The organism is Enterococcus sp. DIV1420a (assembly GCF_051712165.1).
In the GTDB taxonomy this organism is placed as follows: domain Bacteria; phylum Bacillota; class Bacilli; order Lactobacillales; family Enterococcaceae; genus Enterococcus; species Enterococcus faecalis.
Genome location: NZ_JBIOOI010000001.1, coordinates 2115645 through 2134338, shown reverse-complemented (window position 1 = coordinate 2134338; position 18694 = coordinate 2115645). Strand labels below are relative to the sequence as shown.

The following is an 18694-nucleotide window of genomic DNA, read 5'->3' as shown; positions in this document are numbered from 1 at the left end:
TTTCTATGAATGTCACACCATCATTCAAAAAAACAACCGAAAAAAAATCCTCATTCGACGCGTTAGCTTTGCGAGAAGTTTATGGAATCATTTATTCTGCTCCAGAACAAGAACTCGCATTGGCCGATTTTTTCCAAACAAACCAACTAACCATTACTAGGCTTTCTTCTAGTGAAACCTTTTTGCCCTACTTGCCATTAGAAGAAAATTTATTTATCGCTAGTACGATCAAAGAACGGGATCGAAAAGTAGTTCTAGCCGAAGCTTTCCAGGTGTTCCAATTAGAACCTGCCTTACTTGGTCGTTCCTTTACTTCTTTTACGACTTTTGAAAAAATTAAAATGCGCATAATACAACTTTTGCTTTCAAAAACAAGTACGTTAGTGATTGATGACATCTTTTCTTCATTAACGATTGGACAACGTCAAGAAATTTTACCTCAATTAAAAATAGCAGTTCAAAAAAGAAACAAGCGCTTGCTATTTCTGACAAAAGATCCACAAATTATTGATAGTCCCTATGTGCACCCCCTGTCTCTACATGCGTTATTAAACTAAAGAAAACGTCTGGCACTGATTGTGACCAGACGTTTTCTTTAGTTTTCAGTAATTTCAACATCAGGAAATGAAATAATAAACGTGGTGCCTTTACCAAGTTCACTCTCAACATTAATTTTTCCTTTATGCAAGCGGACCAATTGTTGAACGATTGGTAAGCCTAATCCTGATTCTCCATATTTCGTATTTTTACGGGATGGATCTACTTTGTAATAACGATCCCAGATATTCAGAATTTGCTCTTCCGTCATGCCGATTCCTGTATCAGAAATACGGACAATAGTTTCTAAATAGCCTTTTTCTAAAGCAATATGAATTTCGCCATTTTCAGTAAATTGGATGGCATTTTGAACAATATTTACAACTACTTGAACGAAACGATCATAATCGGCATACACATCAATTGGTTCGGTGGTGTCTAAATACAATTGATTACCGGCGGCTTCAGCTTTGGCCGTTAGTTGAGTCACAATATTTTCTAAAGCTTCTGTTCCGTTGAACTTCTTCACAACAATTTGAATCTGGTTGGTCCGAATTTTTTCATAATCAAGATTTTCATTGACTAAGCGAATCAAGCGAGCGGTCTCATTCTGCATCAGTTTAATCGCATTCTCTTTTTGATTTTCAGGAATAGCATTATACTGCAATCCCTCTAACAAGCCATTAATAGTTGTTAAAGGCGTCCGCATTTCATGAGAGGCATCCGCCATAAATTGACGACGGCGCTCTTCTTGCCGATTGATTTCTTCTTGTGATTCTTTTAAAGACGCGGCCATTTTATTAAAATCTTCTGCTAGGTCATCAAATTCATCTTTGTCATGAACCGGTAATTGAATATCAAAATTTCCACTAGTAATTTCTTTGGTGGCTTTACGCATCCGATTTATTCGTTTCACTTGGAAAGTCGCAAATAGATAACTTAGTAACAAGGCAATCACACCAGAAAAAATAAAGCCTTTAATCAAGTTTTGTGTCACGGACTGAACACTTCGGTCAACGTTTTTGGCAGGTTGTGTAATAACTATTGCACCAAGCAGATTATTAGTATTTTTATCACGCACAGGCAGCATCACATAAGCTGAAGTATTCTTTTCCCCATAGATATCAATATTTTCTGTTGCATAAACACGATTACCTTTCATGATTTGATCCCAATTTTTATCGATTAAGGAAAAGTCTAATTTTTTTGTGCTATCAACTGGTGGGTACTGCACTACGCGGTCCTTATTAATAAACACAAATTGCACATCTTGCTTTTGGAGTACACGCTCAGTCAACTGAAATGAATAGGATAAAACATCTCGATCTGAAACACCTGCAACATTAATAAAAAAGTCACGTGTTTCTAAAGCCGATTCTGCATAACCATACAGCTGTTCATAGTTATTTTCTTGCATTGTGCGCTTGGTCAATTGTGTGAAAGACGTCCCGACAATGAGAATAATCAGAGCGATCACACCTATAAAAGCAAGTAATTGTTGATACAAATACTTCATTAAGCAACACCTGAATCGTCGAATTTATACCCTACGCCCCAAACCGTTTGGATGACTTGAGGACCCACTTTTTCAATTTTTTGTCGTAATTTTTTGATATGGGCATCAACTGTCCGTTCATCGCCAAAGTATTGATAGTCCCAAACCAATTCTAGTAGTTGTTCGCGTGAAAAGACTTGGCGTGGTTTTTTTGCTAAAGTGTATAGCAAATCAAATTCTTTAGGTGTTAAGCCTTCAATTAATTGATTATCTAAATATGTTTCTCGTGTTTTCGTATTCATTTTAAAATGATCCGTAATCACATCAAACGTTTCATCTGTATTCTCAGACGTATCATGCGCAGCCTCTGCCACCTCGGCACGACGATGTAGAGCTTTCATCCGTGCAATCAAAGTTAATGGACTAAATGGTTTTGTCACATAATCATCCGCACCCATTTCAAGGCCAATTACTTGGTCACTTTCAGAATCACGAGCGGTCAACATAATAATGGGAACATTGGCTGAAACTTTGCGAATTTCACGACAAACAGCCATCCCATCCATACTAGGTAAGTTTAAGTCTAACGTAATCATGTCCCATTTTTCTGGCGAAGCAAGAAAAGTCGTCAATCCTTCTTTGCCATCATCTTTAAAGGTAGCTTCCCACCCTTCATTTAAGAAAAACATTTGCATCATTTCTGAGACGGATTCATTGTCTTCAATCATTAATATATTCATTTCATTCACTCCTTATTCACTTTTCATAAAACTGCTCTATTGTAGTATACTCTAAAATTGAATTTGTACCAACCGATTCTATATTTCTTCAAAAATCCTTTACAGAACCATCAAAAATCACTTTTTTTCCTGCTCTTTTAAAGAAAACGAAGGGAACCCATTGTCTTTTCAGAAAAGTTTGTTAAAATAACAAGCGTAGAGAGGATGTTAGGGTATGGATAAAATGAAAGCTATTACTTTTTTTGATTTAGATGGAACTTTGTTAGATGGAACATCGCAAATAACTCCTGAGATTACCGCAGCAGTGGCGGCCTTGAAAGACAATCAAATTTTACCTTTAATTGCGACAGGACGGACCTTGTGTGAGATTCAGCCAATTATGAAAGACAGTGGCATTGATTCTGCGATTGTAATGAACGGGCAATTTATTCATTATGAAGGAAAAACGATTTATTCAGATGAATTTACAACAGAGGAATGTGTTTCACTGCATGAACATATCAAACAGCGTGGTCATGAATTGGCTTTTTACAATGAGCGCCGTATTTTTTGTACAGGGCATACTGGCACAGTGAAACAAGCCTATGATTATATTCATTCAGCTGTTCCAGAAATTGATCCCACAGGTTATGAGAATGATGCCGTCAACATGATGTTGGTCTTAAGTCAACATGGCGATGATGATGAATATTACTATGAGCGGTTTCCTGAATTGACCTTTTATCGCAATGGTCCTTTTTCAATAGATATTGTTCGTAAAGGGGTCTCTAAAGGCTCTGGTGTCAAAAATCTTTTTAACACCTTGGGATTAAACGGCATTCCCACTTATGCCTTTGGTGATGGCATCAATGATTTGGCGCTGTTTGAGGCCTGTGATTATGGAATTGCCATGGGTAATGCGCGAGAAGAACTAAAAGAAAAAGCCACCTTTATTTCAACTAAAAATACTGAAAATGGCATTGTTAATGGCTTGAAAAAATTTGATTTACTATAAGAGAAAACTACCTTCTTCTATTGATGTACTTTAGAAGAAGGTAGTTCTTTTGTATGTTCATTTTTCTTTTTCTGCTGAGCACAGAGAGCTACTCCCACTACTTGAATCAGCAAAATCGCTCCCAACAAACAACTTAATACGATGTTTCCTGATAGGATTGTTCTTCTGATTAAAATAATTAATACGACACTGCTAATTCCGTAGAGTAACCATTGGTTGTCCATTTTTATTGACCCCTTTGTTTTTCTATGTTTAGGATAGGATGTTTCCTACTAAAATGCAAGGAAAGATCCTAGATTCTTACAACTAACCCATAATTTTTACTAATTCCTTATTTGTTTTCATTTATTCTTAAGATTCGTTTCATTTTTGTAAAAAATCACACTTTTTTTCTATCTCTGTTTTAAATTGCGTACAGTTCTTAAAAAAAATGATACACTAAAAGTGAACTCGAAATGAAAGGAGCCATTCCTTTGGTTAATAGCGAAAAAAGAAAACAATTAATTATTGATACATGCATTTTAGCTGGAAAAATTATGCTGGAAAGCGGATCTGAAGTATATAGAACCGAAGATACAATTACTCGGATTGCTACAAATGCTGGCGAGCCAGAGAGCGTTTGTTACACGACGGCTACAGGGATTTTCGTGGGTTTTCGTTCCAGTAATTATACGCAATTAGAAAACATCCCCCAGCGCTCGATTAATTTGGAAAAAGTTAGCCTTGTCAATCAATTATCAAGAGAATTTGCGCAAAAAGAGATTACTTTGCCAGAGCTTTATCAGCGCTTAACTCTATTAGAAACAGATACCCCCACTTTTTCAATTTCGTTACGCTTGTTAGCAGCCGGGATTGTTAGTTGTACGTTAATGTACATTTTTGGTGGCACTTGGCAAGATTTTATTGCAACTTTTTTTGTTGGCGTGATCGGGTATGCCAGTTATCTTTTTACCCAAAAGTTATTCCAAGTTCCTTACCTCGATTCATTCGCAGCGGCTTTTGTCATTGGTTTGTTGGCCTATTTGGCTGTGCATTTTCACTTAGCGGTCAACATCGATAATATTATTATTGGTGCGGTAATGCCGTTAGTTCCAGGTGTGGCGATTACGAACTCTTTTCGCGACATTTTAGCGGGCCACCTCATCAGCGGGACGGCGCGAGGGACAGAAGCTATTTTTATTGCTGGGTCTGTTGGCCTGGGAATTGCCTTGATTTTTAAATTATTTATGTAAGGAGTGTTCAAATGGAACTAATTTTTCATCTTCTTTTTAGTTTTTTAGCGACTGTGACGTTTGGTATTATTACGAACATTCCTCGTAAAGCACTGGTGGCTTGTGGCATTACTGGCATGACAGGCTGGATGATTTATTATGTCTTAACGCAAACTTTTGATGCTAGTCAAACCTTTGCAAACTTTTTAGGAACGGTCGGGTTAGGAATCGCTAGTATCTTTTTTTCCCGTTACAAAAAAATGCCGATGATTATTTTTTATATTCCGAGTTTGGTTCCTTTAGTGCCAGGAGGCCCTGCCTATCAAGCGGTTCGGAGCATTTTGTTAGGAAATATTGATGACGGTTTGCAGTTGATTTTAAAAGTTGTCTTTACTGCTGCAGCTATCGCAGCGGGCTTTATGGTGACCTCGCTACTGGAACGAATTGTCAAACGTTTTTTCCCCAAGCGACTCTTCCGATTGGTCAAAAAATAAAAAACAAGCTCATTTTCTGAGCTTGTTTTTTTATTCTACTTCTTCAAAGAACAGCAACAAATCTTGTAGCGTTAATTGTGCTTTTTCAGCAGCGTTTAAATCTTGAACAATTTTACCTTTTTGTAAAACAATTAAACGATTGCCATATCGTAAAGCATCTTCCATTCGATGGGTAATCATCAAACAAGTTAAGTTCCCTTCTTCAATCCGTTGTTCCGTTAAGTGCATCAACTGCTTGGATGTTTTGGGATCTAAGGCAGCAGTATGTTCATCTAAAAGTAATAATTCTGGTTTTGTGATAGTGGCCATTAATAAACTTAAGGCTTGGCGTTGACCGCCAGAAAGGTTACCTGTCGGTGTATCCAGATGATTTTCCAAGCCATTGCCAACTTCTTGGCAGATTTTTGTAAACAAGGCGCGTTGCTCATTTATCTTCCGTAATGTTAAGGGACGTTTTTGTCCGCGTTTCATGGCAAGCAATAAATTTTCTGCCACAGTCATTCTTGGTGCTGTCCCCATTTTAGGATCTTGAAAAACACGCGCTAGAGATTTGGCCCGTTTGACTTCAGAAAGATTGGTGCGATTGACTCCTTCAATTAAAAATTGTCCTTCTGTTAGTGTCAAAGTTCCTGCTAAACTATTGAATAGCGTACTCTTGCCTGCGCCATTTCCACCTAAAACAGTAATGAAGTCCCCAGGATAAATGGCTAAGTTCACATGATCCAAAATCACTTTTTTTTCATTCATCCCATTATCAATGATTTTTGTCGCATTTTTTAATTCAACAACTGGTTTCATTTCGTTTCCCCCTTATCAGAAAAGCCGTGTAGTCGTAATGCTTTTTTCAATTGTGGGATCATTAAACAGATTGCTAAAATCACTGCTGAGAAGATTTTCAAATACGTCGTATCAAAGCCTAATTTAATCACTAATAAAATCAATAGTTGATAAATAATACTCCCTACAACAATCGCCATCAACCGTTCACCAAACGTTAATTCTCCAAACAGTACTTCACCAATAATGAGTGAAGCCAAGCCAATCACAATGACACCGGTTCCTTTACTTACATCCGCATATCCATCATTTTGGGCAATCAAAGCGCCAGATAAGCCAATCAAGCCATTCGATAAAACCAATCCTAAAATTTTCATGCGATCCGTTTGAATGCCAATCGAGCGAGCCATTTCTTCATTGTCACCTGTCGCAATATAGGCTTGTCCTAAACTAGTGTTAAAGAAAAATAACAGTAAAATCATTACCACAGCCAAAACACTAATCCCTAAAAAAATAGTATCATAATAATCGGGTAAGGCCATTTTTTGAAAAACATCTTGAATCTTCGGTTGGTTTAATAAAGACTTATTTGGCGACTTCATCACAAATAAAATCACGGAATTTAAACCAGACATCACTAAAATTCCTGCTAAAATAATTGGAATTTTTCCTTTTGTAAATAGTAAACCAGTCACTAAACCGGCAAGCATTCCTGCTCCGACCCCTAAAAGAGTCGCTACAAATGGTGAAACCCCTGTTGTAATGGCAGTTACACAAACCGCCCCTCCTAACGGAAATGAACCTTCTGTGGTCATATCTGGAAAATTTAAAATACGATAAGTCATAAAGATACCTAGTCCTAACAAGGCCCATAACATTCCTTGTCCAATTGCTGAAACAATCATCGCTTCTCCTACTTTCTTTGATAATTAGTTAATCAATTTCGATTTTTTTGCTAACTCTGCGGGAATCGTAATCCCTAACTTTTGAGCTTGTTTTTCATTGATAATTGTGTCGCCTGTATTAAAGGTATAAATGGGTGTAGTTGCTGGTTGACTTTTTCCAGACAGAACCTCTGCTGCCATTTTGCCGGCTTGTACCCCCAATGCATGTTGATTAATCCCAACAGTTGCTAAACCGCCTTGTTCTACCATTGTATCCACTGAAGGAATAATCGGCGTCTTGGTTCGATTTGCTTCTCCGACTACCGTTTGCATGGCATTAGCAATCGTATTATCAGTTGGTATATAAATCACATCTGTTTCCTTAGTCATCACTTGAACCGTTTGTGCAATTTCATTACTTGATGGCACAGCATATGTTTTCACTGTCAATCCTTTGGCTTCAGCTGCTTTCTGCGCTTCAGCTACTTGGTATCGAGAGTTTTCTTCTGAGGAAGCATAGAGAATACCTATTTTTTTGGCAGCTGGTATCAATTCTTTTAGTAAATCCATCTGGGCTGACAAAGGTGATTGATCACTAACACCCGTGATGTTACCGCCTGGCTTTTGATTGTCTTTCACCAATCCTGCACTAACAGGGTCCGTAATGGCGCCTAAAATGATTGGGATTTCTTGGGTAGTGTTGGCTAACGCTTGCGCAGCTGGCGTGGCGATGCCAATTAAAACGTCTGCCTTTTTTTGTACTAATTGTTGACTCATGATTGCTAACTTACTCTGGTCGGCTTGACCATTTTGAAAAATAATTTCTAAGTTTTTGCCTTTGTCATAACCATTTTCCTTTAACCCTTCCTCAACACCTTTATAAATTTCATCCAATGCGGGGTGACTGACAAACTGCAAAACCCCTACAGTAACTATTTCTTTCTTTGAATTCGTCACTTTTTGATTCACAAAAAAAGCACCAATTAAATAAATAGCTAATAAAGACACGACAAACGTTAAACGTTTATTTTTCATTTTGCATTCTCCTAACTGCCCTTTTGTTTGGCAACTTTTTCTTTTTAATAATAAAACCATTATCTATAGGGCGTTTCTTCCGTTGAAAGTGAAACTGAGATTCGTAATCCTCTGCTTAGTCAAAATCCTAGGAACACTTTTTTACAAATGTCAGGATTTAACTGCGACGAGGATCGCAACTTTGGTGAGAATCGCAGGAGCACTTTTCTACGATTGTGACAACGTTCTCTTCGTTCACCTTGTGCTACTCATCATCTACTCTGTCACTTCGTGCCAATCGTAGTGATTCGTAGCAAAAAAACAACGACTTATCCTAAGTGTTTAGGAGTGGTCGTTGTTTTTATGCAAAACAAAAACCACATAGATGGGTCCTCTATGTGGTCGTTTTTTCTTCTTGAATATAACCAGCATAGATACACTTTTTAGAATAAGTCTTCTAAAGTTGTATCTATGAAAGAATCATACATACAACTATCTACGCCAGTTTTGCCATGATTGGTGCATTTCTTTTACGTTAGATAATTGTGTCATGTATTTTCCCTCCTAGTTATGTTGTTAAAGGTAGTCTACACTATATTGATTTTGTTCGTCAAGAAAAAGTTTTTATTTTCTTGCATTTCTTTTACTTCTAAAAAACGAGCCACTCTTATGAGAGGCTCGTTTTTCTTTATTTCAGCATATTTACCACTTAATTGTTTCGGTTTCTTTCAATTTTCACGGGAACTTTAACTGCTTGTTTTTGCGATTGAATCAGCCATAAACTTACTAAAATCGTCATTGAAATTACTAATGCCATCGAAAATCCCCTCTTTCTAATTCCTTAAAACTTTCTACAATCTAAGTTTAACATAGCTAGCTATTATTCACCAGTTTCTGGTACTGTATCAGTGCTTTCTGTCGTCGTTTCAGTAGATTGAGCAACGCCAGTCGTGCTGGTCGTCGTCTGTGTTTCAGCGGTCTTTGCTGCTTCTTTTTCAGCTTCTTGCGCCGCTTTTTGCTGGTCTTTCAAAACGCCAGCCATTGGTAATCGATTTAATTCTGGTATTAATTGTGTTTTTAAATCCATAGATTTTTCGACAACCGTCCGTGTCTTTTCTTTGCCGTTTTCAAAGAAAACAAGCGTGATCTCATCGCCGCTAACATTGTATTGCTCTTGTGCTTTGCCAGCATTATAAATTAACGGATAGATATACAGCGAACGATGAAATTCATTCATTTTATCTGAATTAAACAGCTTCACCATTTGATCGTATTGCTTGCCAGATGGTTTAGCAAACATGACTGACATGGCTCCTGTTTCTTGGATTTTCTTGTCTGCTGTTTTGTAATCTAAGACACTGACTTTCTCTGATTTGATGGGTCCTGCGACTAACGATTCAACTTGAGCAGCTCGAATATTTTTTTGCATCGTTGGAATAAAAATGATTGAGCCAATTATTAATACTAATGCTACAATAGCGGTAATCATTAACAGTTTTCTTTGTCTTAATTCATAAAGTGCCTCTTTTAGTTCTTCCATAAAATTATTCAACTTCTAATCGCTCCTCGCTTTTAGTTCTTATCTATTATACTAATCATTTTCTTTCTTGCCTACCCTTGCGCTTTAATTACTAAAAAAACCAGCAAACTTCCCCAGCTTTCTAAGGAAAACCCAACTCCTTTTTAACAAGCTTCTTTCTTAAATTCAAAAACTCCGCTATAATAAAGCTATTAGTCGGAAAGAAACGAGGGATTTATTATGTCATTTGATGGCGTATTTACTCATAGCATGGTTCATGAGTTGACAGAAACACTCGTAAGTGGCCGGATTTCAAAAATCCATCAGCCTTATGAAAACGAAGTCGTTTTAGTCATTCGTGCGAAAGGTAAAAACCATAAATTATTATTATCAGCACATCCTAGTTATGCGCGCATACAACTATCTACAATTACCTATAGCAATCCAGAAACACCTCCTAATTTTGTGATGATGTTACGAAAATTTCTAGACGGTGCCATTTTAGAAACGATTCAACAAATAGAAAATGATCGCGTGATTCACTTCACCTTTTCAAAAAGAGATGAACTAGGTGACTTACAAAATATTGTTTTGATTGTTGAATTAATGGGACGTCACAGTACAATCGTTTTAGTTAACCAATCTTCTGGAAAAATCTTAGATGCAATAAAACACATTGGAATGAGCCAAAATAGTTATCGTTCGTTGCTTCCTGGAGCAACTTATATTGAACCGCCAAAACCAATGGGACTTAATCCGCTCACGGCCTCAAAAGAAGAAGTCTTTGCGCTTCTTTCTACAGCTCCTGAATTAAACGGACGCTATTTACAACAACATTTCCAAGGTCTAGGCAAAGATACAGCAGACGAATTAAGTGCCCGTTTACTTGCACAACCAAATGAAAAAATGGCCATCTGGACGGAATTTTGGTCCTCAGTCACTGAAGCTGTTGTACCGACATTAACAGTCACTGAAAAAAAAGAATATTTTACGCCCATTCCTTATCAATCATTAGTTGGTGAACAAACAACGTATCCGACACTCAGTGAATTACTAGATGCCTTTTATTCTGGTAAAGCAGAGAAAGACCGTGTCAAACAACAAGGCGGCGAACTAATTCGCAAAATTGAAAATGAACTAAAAAGAAATCAAAAGAAACTTAAAAAATTACAGCAAACCTTAGCCGATACAGAAAACGCTGAAAATTACCGTCGCGACGGAGAACTATTAACAACCTTCATGGCACAAGTCCCAAAAGGAGCCACCGAGGTGGAATTACCAAATTATTATGAAGAAAATGCACCGTTGCGTATCTCGCTAAGTCCTGCACTTTCACCTAATCAAAATGCACAAAAATATTTTCAAAAATACCAAAAATTGAAAAATGCTGTCCGAGTTGTTAAGACACAAATTCAGCAAACGCAACAAGAAATTTCTTATTTAGAGTCAGTTGTGGCACAACTTGAAATTGCGACACCAATGGACATTGAAGTGATTCGTGAAGAACTGATTGAGCAAGGCTATTTAAAACGTAAAAAAAATAAAAAACAAAAACAGCCGAAAAAAAGCCAACCCGATCTTTTTTATGCCACAGATAGCACACCTATTCTCGTTGGAAAAAACAATTTGCAAAATGATCAATTGACTTTACGAACCGCTAAAAAAACTGATTATTGGCTCCATGCCAAAGATATTCCTGGATCTCATGTAATTATTCGTGACGCACATCCTAGCGAAGAAACCCTTACTGAAGCCGCACTTCTAGCAGCTTATTTTTCAAAATATCGACTTTCTTCACAAGTGCCTGTCGACTATGTCCAAGTAAAACATGTGCACAAACCCAATGGAGCAAAACCAGGTTATGTGATTTATGAAAACCAACGAACGTTATATGTGACGCCAACAGAAGAATCGATCAAAAAAATCCAGCAAAATAAGGCTTCTGCTTCCTAATTATATTAAACTAAAAAACAACGTACTGCCGATTGATCGTACGTTGTTTTTTTGCATTGGCAAAGACATTTATCAAGTGATAAATAACACAAGTAAGCTCAATTAGTTTACAAACTAGCCATTTCTCTCTATACTGACTGTTGGAGGTGAAATTCATGGTCTTTTTACACATTATTTTTGGGATGTTTGCCTTTATTGGCGCTTTAGGTTTAGGTGTCGCCTTCCGCGATAGCTTTACAGAACTTTCAACACCAAAGAAAGCAGCGATTATTTTATCTTACGTAGGTGCGATTGGTTCAACAGTCCTAGGGTTCACATCAGCAACAAAAAATCCATTTGTTTTAGCTGCAACAGTTGTCTTAGTTGTCGCCTTTTCTATTGCTCTTTTCAAAAAAAGCAGTAAAGAAACAAGCAAATAATAAAACCTTTGAAGAGCGGCATAGCGACAAGCTACCCTCTTCCTTTTACATACTATTTAAAGGAGTGAGGCAAATGTCTCTGACTATTTCTGAAGAAGTAAAACAACGTTTAGCCCCTTTCTTAACTGAAACGAACACCTTCTTGTTGGTAGCAAATGACGGCTCTAATCCTTATTCTTCCGCAGAAGGTTGTTGTATGATTGGCGATCGTTTCATTATCGTTCCTGTTGATCAAGCGGAAGCGCCTTATACCGAAACAATTGCTAATGATTCTTTTCACGTCTATACTTCGACGTATGACCAAATGTTTTTAACAGGGCATTTACAGCTAGTGATTCATCCGAATGCGGGAACCATTACTTTAAAAAATGAAAGTGGCATATTAGATAGTAATGTGGACATTTATCAACACTAAAAAAGCAAACAAAACGTTTACGCGTTTTGTTTGCTTTTTTAGTGTTGAAAGGCTTGAAAGGTAGTAATGATTACGTACATCATCCCCGATGCAATAATCGGACCAGCTGCAATTCCTTTTAAAAAAACGACGCCAAGAATCGTTCCAAAAACTAAGGCCACCGTAATCTCAGGCGATTGATTAATTAAACCTACTCCTTTTGAGGATAAAACAGCAACCAGAATTCCACAAAATATCCCCAGCCATCCCATCGGTGTTTTGAATGATTGGATTAAATCCTTTAAGCCAATTTGTCCTGTAGCAATCGGGACTAAAATGGTAATTGAAATAATTGTGACGCCTAAATTAATGCCTTTATCTGACAACCACGACATGATTTTCGCACTATTTGGTAAAGCTTTTAAAGCAAGCACAACAACTGACGCAATTAATAAACTTTGATTTTTTGCAACAAACGCAATCAAGGCAATCAGTAGTAAAAAAAGCCAACTTTCCACTGGTTGTCCTCCTTTCTGATTTGGTTCTTTCGTTAACCAAACTTTCTTGTCTTTCCTATTTTAGCAAAGAACCTCTTTAATTACCATTCAGCTTCAGTAATTATTGTCTTTTTCACCCGAATCTTGCTTAGAAAAAACGAGTTAAAAATTAATTTTTTCTCATAACAAGCCTTTTTCTCTTTGAAAAATTATTTTATGAAGTATACTAATATTAACTATAAAGTAGTTTACTTGCATTTATACTGGATATTCGATATCCTATTTAAGGCTCTTCAATTGAGCGAGCATCACAAAAGACATTTTAGTAGCAATTCTTGGGGAAGTAGTGCTACTAAGATGTCTTTCCTTTTTTTATTTTTACTAACAATATACGTTTCTTATATTAAAATTCACAATTCTTTATAAATAAAAGCGCCTGCCCCACAGTTGTCTGGACTGTAGGGCAGGCGCTTTTCAAGTCATTTAAATACGCTTTAGTTTTCTTTCAAATGATAAACACTTGGACTTGGGTTAAGAAAACCTGCTTCTAAAATTTCGATGTTAGTTAATGCTTGCTCTTTAGTTACTAGTTGCGGTGCACCATTTTTCAACGTTTCATAAACGGCATCATAATAACGACCGTAATCACCTACAGGCGTTTTAATTTGTTTTTTAATCCAGTCGCCATTGCCATTACGGTAGGTCACTTCTCCATAATACATTGGTGAATCTTCTCCAAAGCCTGGTGCATCTGGCATGATTCCGGCTTTTAAATCATTTTCTTGTTGATCTTCACCATATTTGATGAACGAGCCATTGCTGCCATGAACAATAAAACGTGGATACGGACTAGCGACAGAATGATTCGTTTTAACTTTTACTTTTAATTTTGAACCATAATGTAAATCAACGTCAAAATAATTATCGACTGCCTCGCTCACTTCATTATTACGAATATCATAAGTGACTTGATCTGGACGCCCGAAAAGAGCAATCATGCGATCCATTAAATGAATGCCTAGTCCGTAAAACGAACCATTTTCTTTAGGTCCTTGTTCCGTGATACTTCCTGGTCGATAATAATCAATATGTGTTTCCACTTCATTGATTTCTCCTAAAAAGCCTTGCTCTACTACTTGCTTCATCGCTAGGTAATCGCCGTCGAAACGTCGATTTTGATAAGGCATCACTACTACCCCTTTTTCTTGCCCTAAAGCAAATAATTCCTCTGCATGTTCTAACGTATCACAGAATGGTTTTTCCACAATCACTGATTTACCAGCTAAAATGGCTTGTTTGGCTAAATCATAATGTGTATGCGCAGGTGTACAGATTGTGATCAATTCAATTTCTGGATCCGTCAATAATTCATTAAGATCAGTGGTAAAATTTACGCCTTTTTCTTTAAAGGGCGCTGCTGCTTTTTCATTAACATGTAAATCGAAAATCGTTTTCACTTCTAGTGTTTCTCGAATCATTACGTAAGGTAAATGGTAGCGGTTGGCACTTTTACCAAATCCAATAAACCCCATTTTTACTGTCATATTTTCCACACTCTTTTCTTATAATTAGATAAGTCCATTTGTTTCAATGACTTTTTGATACCAATAATAACTGTCCTTCGGGATTCTTTCTAAGGAACCTTTTTGTGTTTCATCTTGATCCACATAGACAAAACCATAACGCTTTTGATAGCCGTTAAGCCACGACAGTAAATCGGTGTAACTCCATGTACAATAACCAATAACTGAAACGCCATCCGTAATCGCCTCTTGAATCGCTTGGATATGGCTTCGCAAATAATCAATGCGATACGTATCGTGAATTTGTTTATCTTCTGTTAAGGTATCATATTCGCCTAACCCATTTTCAGTAATTAAAATAGGCACTTGATAGCGACTAGCTAATCGTCGTAAGGCAATTCTCAAACCTTGCGGGTCAATGGCCCAATCCCAGTTCGTTCGTTCAACATATGGATTATTTACTTTTTTAAATAAACCCGGTACCCCAGATTCCGTTTCAGAACCCTTTTCACCCGTTGTATTCATCTTCCCTATTCCGACGCCATCTAATGGATTAGCAACAACCGTATCCGTCCGATAATAATTAATACCTAGAAAATCAGGTTTGGCTGAACGTAGTAACGCTAAATCGTCCTCTTTTATCGTTGGGGCCACACCTTGCTCCTGTAAGTAATTTAATGCGGCAATTGGGTATTCTCCCCAAAGATAGACATCTAACCAAAAATGCGACAACAAATCTTCTGCATTTTCTGCCGCCAAAACATTGGCAGGATGCGCATCAACGGCATAAACAGGCGTATAAGCAAAGCTAGGGCCAATTTTGCCAGGCATTTCTAATTCATGAAACGCATTAATCACTGCTGCATTGGCTAAATTAGCAATATGATTGGCCTCATACATCCGTTTATTGTCTGTTACGCCGGGAGGATGCACGGCTAATTGATAACCTAACGAAGTAAACACATTTTGTTCATTTAAACTAATCCAATAGCGAACTTTGCCACGGAAAGCGTCAAATAAAATTTTCGCATAGGCCACAAAATCATCAATAATTTTTCTTGATTCCCAGCCACCATATTCTTTTTGCAAAACAGCTGGCAAATCCCAATGATACAAAGTTACCATTGGTTCAATTCCTGCCGCTAATAACTCATCAATTAAATCTGAATAAAATTTCAGTCCCGCTTGATTTACTTGACCACGCCCTTCAGGTAAAATTCGTGTCCATGCAATCGAGAAACGATATGCTTTTAAACCTTGTTGTTTCATTAAAGCCACATCTTCTTTGAAACGATGATAATGATCGACGGCTAAATCGCCAGTTGTCTCTTTGAACGTTTTTCCTGGTAGCCGAACAAATTCATCCCAAACAGATGCGCCTTTGCCGTCTTCATTCCAAGCACCTTCTACTTGATAAGCTGCCGAAGCTGAGCCCCATAAAAAATCTTGCGGAAATGCTTTTAGTTGGTGATGTTCCATTGTCATACCTCCCTCTTTTCTGTGCTGCCCTTTTATTGTAAAAGGTTTTCACAAAAAGTACCAATCAGATCAATAAGTTCTTCTGTTTACTTTTAAAACTATATAGTTTTAAAAAGAATAAGTCAACTACTTTTATTTAAGTACTTGATTATTAAGTGGTTACGTTAAAAATAAATATATAGTTTTAACACGTTAAATTCATGGTATAATGAGAGAAATACTGGTGATAAAGGAGGACTCTGATGCGGACAAATACACGTTATAAAGAAATTTATGCAGCTATAAAACAGGATATTGAAGCAGGTGTTTATCCAATTAATCAAAAGTTACCCCAAGGTCGTCTTCTTGCAGAAAAATATCAGGTCAGCGAACTAACCATTACAAAAGCCTTACATTTGCTTGTGCAAGAAGGTTATGTTGTCAGACGACGTGGCTCGGGCAGCTTTGTTCAAGACTTTCAAAATCGAACCATTACTAAATTTTCTCCGTTAACCGGCACTTACTCAACCTACGATGGAAAAGTTGAATCCGTGGTTTTAGGCTTTGCAACAGAAGTACCTGAGCCTTGGGTGACTGAAAAATTAAGTATTACAGAAGAAGAGTTAGTCTACAAAATTATTCGCTTACGGATTATCGAAGATGTGCCCTCAATTATTGAATACACTTGGATGCCCGTTGCTTTAATTCCGAACTTGACAATGAAAGAATTGAAAGTCTCCATTTATCAATATATTTCGGAACAATTGCATCAAAAAATTCAAAGTGCGCGGGTCAGCATTTCTGGGATCCGTCCTTCTGCGTTGGAAAAAAAATATTTAAACTTAACCGATAATGATTTCCTGATGCGTGCAGAACAAATTGCTTACCTAGGCAATGGACATATTTTTGAATACTCAATTGCGAATCATATTCCTAGTGAATTCACTTTTGAAACTGTCTTAATTGCAGAAAAATAGAAAACTTTTATGTTGCCATTTCTCATTTCTAACAAAATGATCTCTTTACTTTGAGCCAATACTTTTTGTTAGAAATGTTTTTCTGCTAGTTAAAAATATTTTTCAAATTATATTTCCAAACATGAATTTTGATAAAAGTATTGCTATTTACTAGAACTACGATTAAAATATTGCTTGTAGCACTCTTTTTTATATAGATACAAGCAATTTGTTTTTTACATAGTCAATCAACCAAAGTGAGGACTTTATATGAGGAAACCCTACATTTTAATGAGCTTACTCGTTCTAAGTACCTTATTAAGTGCTTGTTCAACTGTAAGTGGCAGCCCAGCAAGTCAAAGTGCGCCCGCACCTGATGAAGTGTTGGCGACAAGTATTGGGACGTATGAAAATCGAACATTGTTGGTTCCAGATGGGCGTTTAGCCTTAACTGCCTTGCATAAAGGAAAAGATTATCAAGGCAAACCAATGTTTTATGTCCTGTTTGAATTAACCAATACAACCGAAAAAACACAAAATATTCAGCTAATGATTCAAAGTTTTATGGAAGTTAGTCAAACTGTCCACGGAAAAGCCCAAAATTTACAATATGCAGTCTTAACAGATTCACCTTTCCAAGACAAATTAGATCGTTTAGCAGATGAAATCAATCCTGGTGAAACAATCCAAGGCGCTTACCCGTATGAATTTATTAATGAGAATAAGCCGGTCCATTTTAAATTTAGAGATCGCCTTCTCAGTCTGGATGAACCCATTGCATCAGAAGAAATTACCATTACAGAAAAAAGTTTGGTCCGCTAGCTTAGCTAGCATTGGACCAAACTTTTTATTTATTATTCAGACGGAAAAGATTCTCCTTCTATAAAACGTGTGTAAATGTGTTCGCTCTCAGCAGCTTCTCCCCGCATTAAATGAATAATTTTTTCTGCAGCCACCATGCCCCATCGATGTTTAGAATAGGCAATTGTTGCTAATCGCGGTTGCACAAACGCACCTAGTTCAGAATTATCAAAACCAATAATCCGAATGTCTTTCCCCATTTGGTAATTTGTTTCTGCAACATATTTATAGACACCGATCGCCATTTCATCATTAAAAGCAAAAACATCGACTGGTTCTGTCTGTGGTTGACTCAAAATTTTTTTAGCAGCCGCATAGCCAGAAGGTTCGGTAAAATCGCCTTGGATAATTTCATAAGGTATCCCAAAACGAGTTAATTCTCGTGTACTAACAGCCAATCGTTCTTGGCTATCATAACCTTTTTCTGGTCCAGAAAGCAGAAGAACTTTTTTTGAACCCACATTGACAAATTGCTCAATTGCCTGCGTGGTACCGCCACGATTATCCAAGAGAACTTGCCGGATATTCCTATGTTCAGTGGTTCGATCAAGGACAACGATCGAATGGCCTCGTTCAGCAAACTTTTCAATTTCTTTTGTTGGAAATGTCCAATCTAAAATAATTGCCCCATCCACCATTTTTTCAGGAATGAAAAGATGTGACTTTTTACCGCTGCAGACAATCATCTCATAATCAAACAGTGCTAAGCCTTTCTTAATTCCCTCCAACAATTCACCATAAAAACTACCGCCATAATCGGCCAAATAGACACCAATAATATTGGTTTGACGACGTTTTAATGTGCGAGCGGCCATGTTAGGAACATAGTTTAGCTCTTCAGCAATTGCTTGGATGCGCGTTCGTGTTTCTTCAGTTACCTTTGAACTACCATTCAATGCGTAAGAAACGGTCGAGATTGATACGCCTGCTTTTTTTGCAATATCTTTAATTCCTACCATGGACTACTC

20 protein-coding genes are annotated in these 18694 nt (G+C 37.2%); 9 read left to right on the top strand and 11 right to left on the bottom strand.

From position 1 onward, the window contains the following. Nucleotides 1–5 precede the first annotated feature (5 nt). Nucleotides 6–557 carry a hypothetical protein gene (locus tag IGI80_RS10680; protein WP_002360506.1) on the top strand — a complete coding sequence of 184 codons (552 nt, stop codon included), beginning with the start codon at nt 6–8 and terminating at the stop codon, nt 555–557. A gap of 38 nt (nt 558–595) precedes the next feature. Here the strand turns inward: IGI80_RS10680 and IGI80_RS10675 are convergent, their stop codons facing one another. Further along, complete coding sequence (locus IGI80_RS10675) at nt 596–2053, bottom strand: sensor histidine kinase (RefSeq protein WP_002407008.1); 1458 nt, start codon at nt 2051–2053, stop codon at nt 596–598. Further along, nucleotides 2053–2772, bottom strand: coding sequence for a response regulator transcription factor (locus IGI80_RS10670; RefSeq protein ID WP_010709366.1), 720 nt, complete (start codon nt 2770–2772; stop codon nt 2053–2055). Before IGI80_RS10670 ends, IGI80_RS10675 begins: the two co-directional genes overlap by 1 nt. Nucleotides 2773–2986: 214 nt before the next feature. On the opposite strand from IGI80_RS10670, the gene IGI80_RS10665 reads away from it, so the two are divergent. Continuing rightward, on the top strand, nt 2987–3766 hold the full coding sequence (locus tag IGI80_RS10665) for a Cof-type HAD-IIB family hydrolase (RefSeq protein ID WP_438723375.1): 780 nt from the start codon (nt 2987–2989) through the stop codon (nt 3764–3766). 17 nt (nt 3767–3783) lie between these two features. On the opposite strand, the gene IGI80_RS10660 is transcribed toward IGI80_RS10665, so the two are convergent. Next, nucleotides 3784–3990: a hypothetical protein gene (locus tag IGI80_RS10660; RefSeq protein ID WP_002357875.1), complete on the bottom strand. Its 207-nt coding sequence runs from the start codon at nt 3988–3990 to the stop codon at nt 3784–3786. Between the two features lie 231 nt (nt 3991–4221). On the opposite strand from IGI80_RS10660, the gene IGI80_RS10655 reads away from it, so the two are divergent. Then, nucleotides 4222–4998, top strand: coding sequence for a threonine/serine exporter family protein (locus tag IGI80_RS10655; protein WP_002363785.1), 777 nt, complete (start codon nt 4222–4224; stop codon nt 4996–4998). Between the two features lie 11 nt (nt 4999–5009). Continuing rightward, the gene (locus IGI80_RS10650) at nt 5010–5471 is read left to right on the top strand and encodes a threonine/serine exporter family protein (protein ID WP_002357877.1); all 462 of its coding nucleotides are present in this window, start codon (nt 5010–5012) and stop codon (nt 5469–5471) included. 30 nt (nt 5472–5501) lie between these two features. Here IGI80_RS10650 and IGI80_RS10645 read toward each other — a convergent pair whose 3' ends face one another. The 4 genes from IGI80_RS10645 to IGI80_RS10630 all read right to left on the bottom strand — a co-directional run bounded on the left by IGI80_RS10645 (nt 5502) and on the right by IGI80_RS10630 (nt 9686). Further along, a complete protein-coding gene (locus IGI80_RS10645; protein WP_002357878.1) occupies nt 5502–6269 on the bottom strand; it encodes an ABC transporter ATP-binding protein in 768 nt (255 codons plus the stop codon). Beyond that, a complete protein-coding gene (locus tag IGI80_RS10640; RefSeq protein WP_002357879.1) occupies nt 6266–7153 on the bottom strand; it encodes an ABC transporter permease in 888 nt (295 codons plus the stop codon). Before IGI80_RS10640 ends, IGI80_RS10645 begins: the two co-directional genes overlap by 4 nt. Before the next feature lie 24 nt (nt 7154–7177). Beyond that, entirely contained in the window at nt 7178–8167 is a 990-nt protein-coding gene (gene trpX / locus IGI80_RS10635) for a tryptophan ABC transporter substrate-binding protein (RefSeq protein WP_104855901.1), read from the bottom strand. Nucleotides 8168–9026: 859 nt separating this feature from the next. Next, the gene (locus tag IGI80_RS10630; RefSeq protein WP_002386659.1) at nt 9027–9686 is read right to left on the bottom strand and encodes a hypothetical protein; all 660 of its coding nucleotides are present in this window, start codon (nt 9684–9686) and stop codon (nt 9027–9029) included. Between the two features lie 219 nt (nt 9687–9905). On the opposite strand from IGI80_RS10630, the gene efbA reads away from it, so the two are divergent. The 3 genes from efbA (at nt 9906) to IGI80_RS10615 (ending at nt 12452) form a co-directional block, all read left to right on the top strand. After that, nucleotides 9906–11618 (top strand): fibronectin-binding protein EfbA, encoded by a 1713-nt coding sequence (gene efbA / locus IGI80_RS10625; protein ID WP_002384661.1) that lies wholly within the window; start codon nt 9906–9908, stop codon nt 11616–11618. A 155-nt stretch (nt 11619–11773) separates the two neighbouring features. Beyond that, nucleotides 11774–12037: a hypothetical protein gene (locus tag IGI80_RS10620; RefSeq protein WP_002381957.1), complete on the top strand. Its 264-nt coding sequence runs from the start codon at nt 11774–11776 to the stop codon at nt 12035–12037. 73 nt (nt 12038–12110) lie between these two features. Continuing rightward, nucleotides 12111–12452, top strand: coding sequence for an iron-sulfur cluster biosynthesis family protein (locus IGI80_RS10615; protein ID WP_002391631.1), 342 nt, complete (start codon nt 12111–12113; stop codon nt 12450–12452). 38 nt (nt 12453–12490) lie between these two features. On the opposite strand, the gene IGI80_RS10610 is transcribed toward IGI80_RS10615, so the two are convergent. The 3 genes from IGI80_RS10610 to IGI80_RS10600 form a co-directional block, all read right to left on the bottom strand. Then, nucleotides 12491–12949: a DUF441 domain-containing protein gene (locus IGI80_RS10610; RefSeq protein WP_002363780.1), complete on the bottom strand. Its 459-nt coding sequence runs from the start codon at nt 12947–12949 to the stop codon at nt 12491–12493. A 473-nt stretch (nt 12950–13422) separates the two neighbouring features. Continuing rightward, nucleotides 13423–14472, bottom strand: a complete 1050-nt coding sequence (locus IGI80_RS10605; RefSeq protein ID WP_002394374.1) for an oxidoreductase — start codon at nt 14470–14472, stop codon at nt 13423–13425. Between the two features lie 24 nt (nt 14473–14496). Continuing rightward, a complete protein-coding gene (locus IGI80_RS10600) occupies nt 14497–15930 on the bottom strand; it encodes a glycoside hydrolase family 1 protein (protein WP_104877137.1) in 1434 nt (477 codons plus the stop codon). Between the two features lie 242 nt (nt 15931–16172). Here IGI80_RS10600 and IGI80_RS10595 point away from each other — a divergent pair, with 242 nt between their 5' ends. Continuing rightward, nucleotides 16173–16886, top strand: a complete 714-nt coding sequence (locus tag IGI80_RS10595) for a GntR family transcriptional regulator (protein WP_002366529.1) — start codon at nt 16173–16175, stop codon at nt 16884–16886. 270 nt (nt 16887–17156) lie between these two features. Further along, complete coding sequence (locus IGI80_RS10590) at nt 17157–17687, top strand: DUF5067 domain-containing protein (protein ID WP_002384665.1); 531 nt, start codon at nt 17157–17159, stop codon at nt 17685–17687. 32 nt (nt 17688–17719) lie between these two features. Here the strand turns inward: IGI80_RS10590 and IGI80_RS10585 are convergent, their stop codons facing one another. Continuing rightward, entirely contained in the window at nt 17720–18685 is a 966-nt protein-coding gene (locus tag IGI80_RS10585; RefSeq protein WP_128704710.1) for a LacI family DNA-binding transcriptional regulator, read from the bottom strand. Nucleotides 18686–18694: the final 9 nt, after the last annotated feature.

Excerpts from the sequence above, each read along its gene's own strand:
- IGI80_RS10595 (WP_002366529.1), top strand. The coding sequence starts at position 16,173 with ATGCGGACAAATACACGTTATAAAGAAATTTATGCAGCTATAAAACAG.
- efbA (WP_002384661.1), top strand. The coding sequence starts at position 9,906 with ATGTCATTTGATGGCGTATTTACTCATAGCATGGTTCATGAGTTGACA.
- IGI80_RS10655 (WP_002363785.1), top strand. The coding sequence starts at position 4,222 with ATGAAAGGAGCCATTCCTTTGGTTAATAGCGAAAAAAGAAAACAATTA.
- IGI80_RS10680 (WP_002360506.1), top strand. The coding sequence starts at position 6 with ATGAATGTCACACCATCATTCAAAAAAACAACCGAAAAAAAATCCTCA.
- IGI80_RS10615 (WP_002391631.1), top strand. The coding sequence starts at position 12,111 with ATGTCTCTGACTATTTCTGAAGAAGTAAAACAACGTTTAGCCCCTTTC.
- IGI80_RS10600 (WP_104877137.1), bottom strand. The coding sequence starts at position 15,930 with ATGGAACATCACCAACTAAAAGCATTTCCGCAAGATTTTTTATGGGGC.
- IGI80_RS10630 (WP_002386659.1), bottom strand. The coding sequence starts at position 9,686 with ATGGAAGAACTAAAAGAGGCACTTTATGAATTAAGACAAAGAAAACTG.
- IGI80_RS10670 (WP_010709366.1), bottom strand. The coding sequence starts at position 2,772 with ATGAATATATTAATGATTGAAGACAATGAATCCGTCTCAGAAATGATG.
- trpX (WP_104855901.1), bottom strand. The coding sequence starts at position 8,167 with ATGAAAAATAAACGTTTAACGTTTGTCGTGTCTTTATTAGCTATTTAT.
- IGI80_RS10665 (WP_438723375.1), top strand. The coding sequence starts at position 2,987 with ATGGATAAAATGAAAGCTATTACTTTTTTTGATTTAGATGGAACTTTG.
- IGI80_RS10660 (WP_002357875.1), bottom strand. The coding sequence starts at position 3,990 with ATGGACAACCAATGGTTACTCTACGGAATTAGCAGTGTCGTATTAATT.
- IGI80_RS10605 (WP_002394374.1), bottom strand. The coding sequence starts at position 14,472 with ATGACAGTAAAAATGGGGTTTATTGGATTTGGTAAAAGTGCCAACCGC.
- IGI80_RS10590 (WP_002384665.1), top strand. The coding sequence starts at position 17,157 with ATGAGCTTACTCGTTCTAAGTACCTTATTAAGTGCTTGTTCAACTGTA.
- IGI80_RS10620 (WP_002381957.1), top strand. The coding sequence starts at position 11,774 with ATGGTCTTTTTACACATTATTTTTGGGATGTTTGCCTTTATTGGCGCT.
- IGI80_RS10645 (WP_002357878.1), bottom strand. The coding sequence starts at position 6,269 with ATGAAACCAGTTGTTGAATTAAAAAATGCGACAAAAATCATTGATAAT.
- IGI80_RS10675 (WP_002407008.1), bottom strand. The coding sequence starts at position 2,053 with ATGAAGTATTTGTATCAACAATTACTTGCTTTTATAGGTGTGATCGCT.
- IGI80_RS10640 (WP_002357879.1), bottom strand. The coding sequence starts at position 7,153 with ATGATTGTTTCAGCAATTGGACAAGGAATGTTATGGGCCTTGTTAGGA.
- IGI80_RS10650 (WP_002357877.1), top strand. The coding sequence starts at position 5,010 with ATGGAACTAATTTTTCATCTTCTTTTTAGTTTTTTAGCGACTGTGACG.
- IGI80_RS10585 (WP_128704710.1), bottom strand. The coding sequence starts at position 18,685 with ATGGTAGGAATTAAAGATATTGCAAAAAAAGCAGGCGTATCAATCTCG.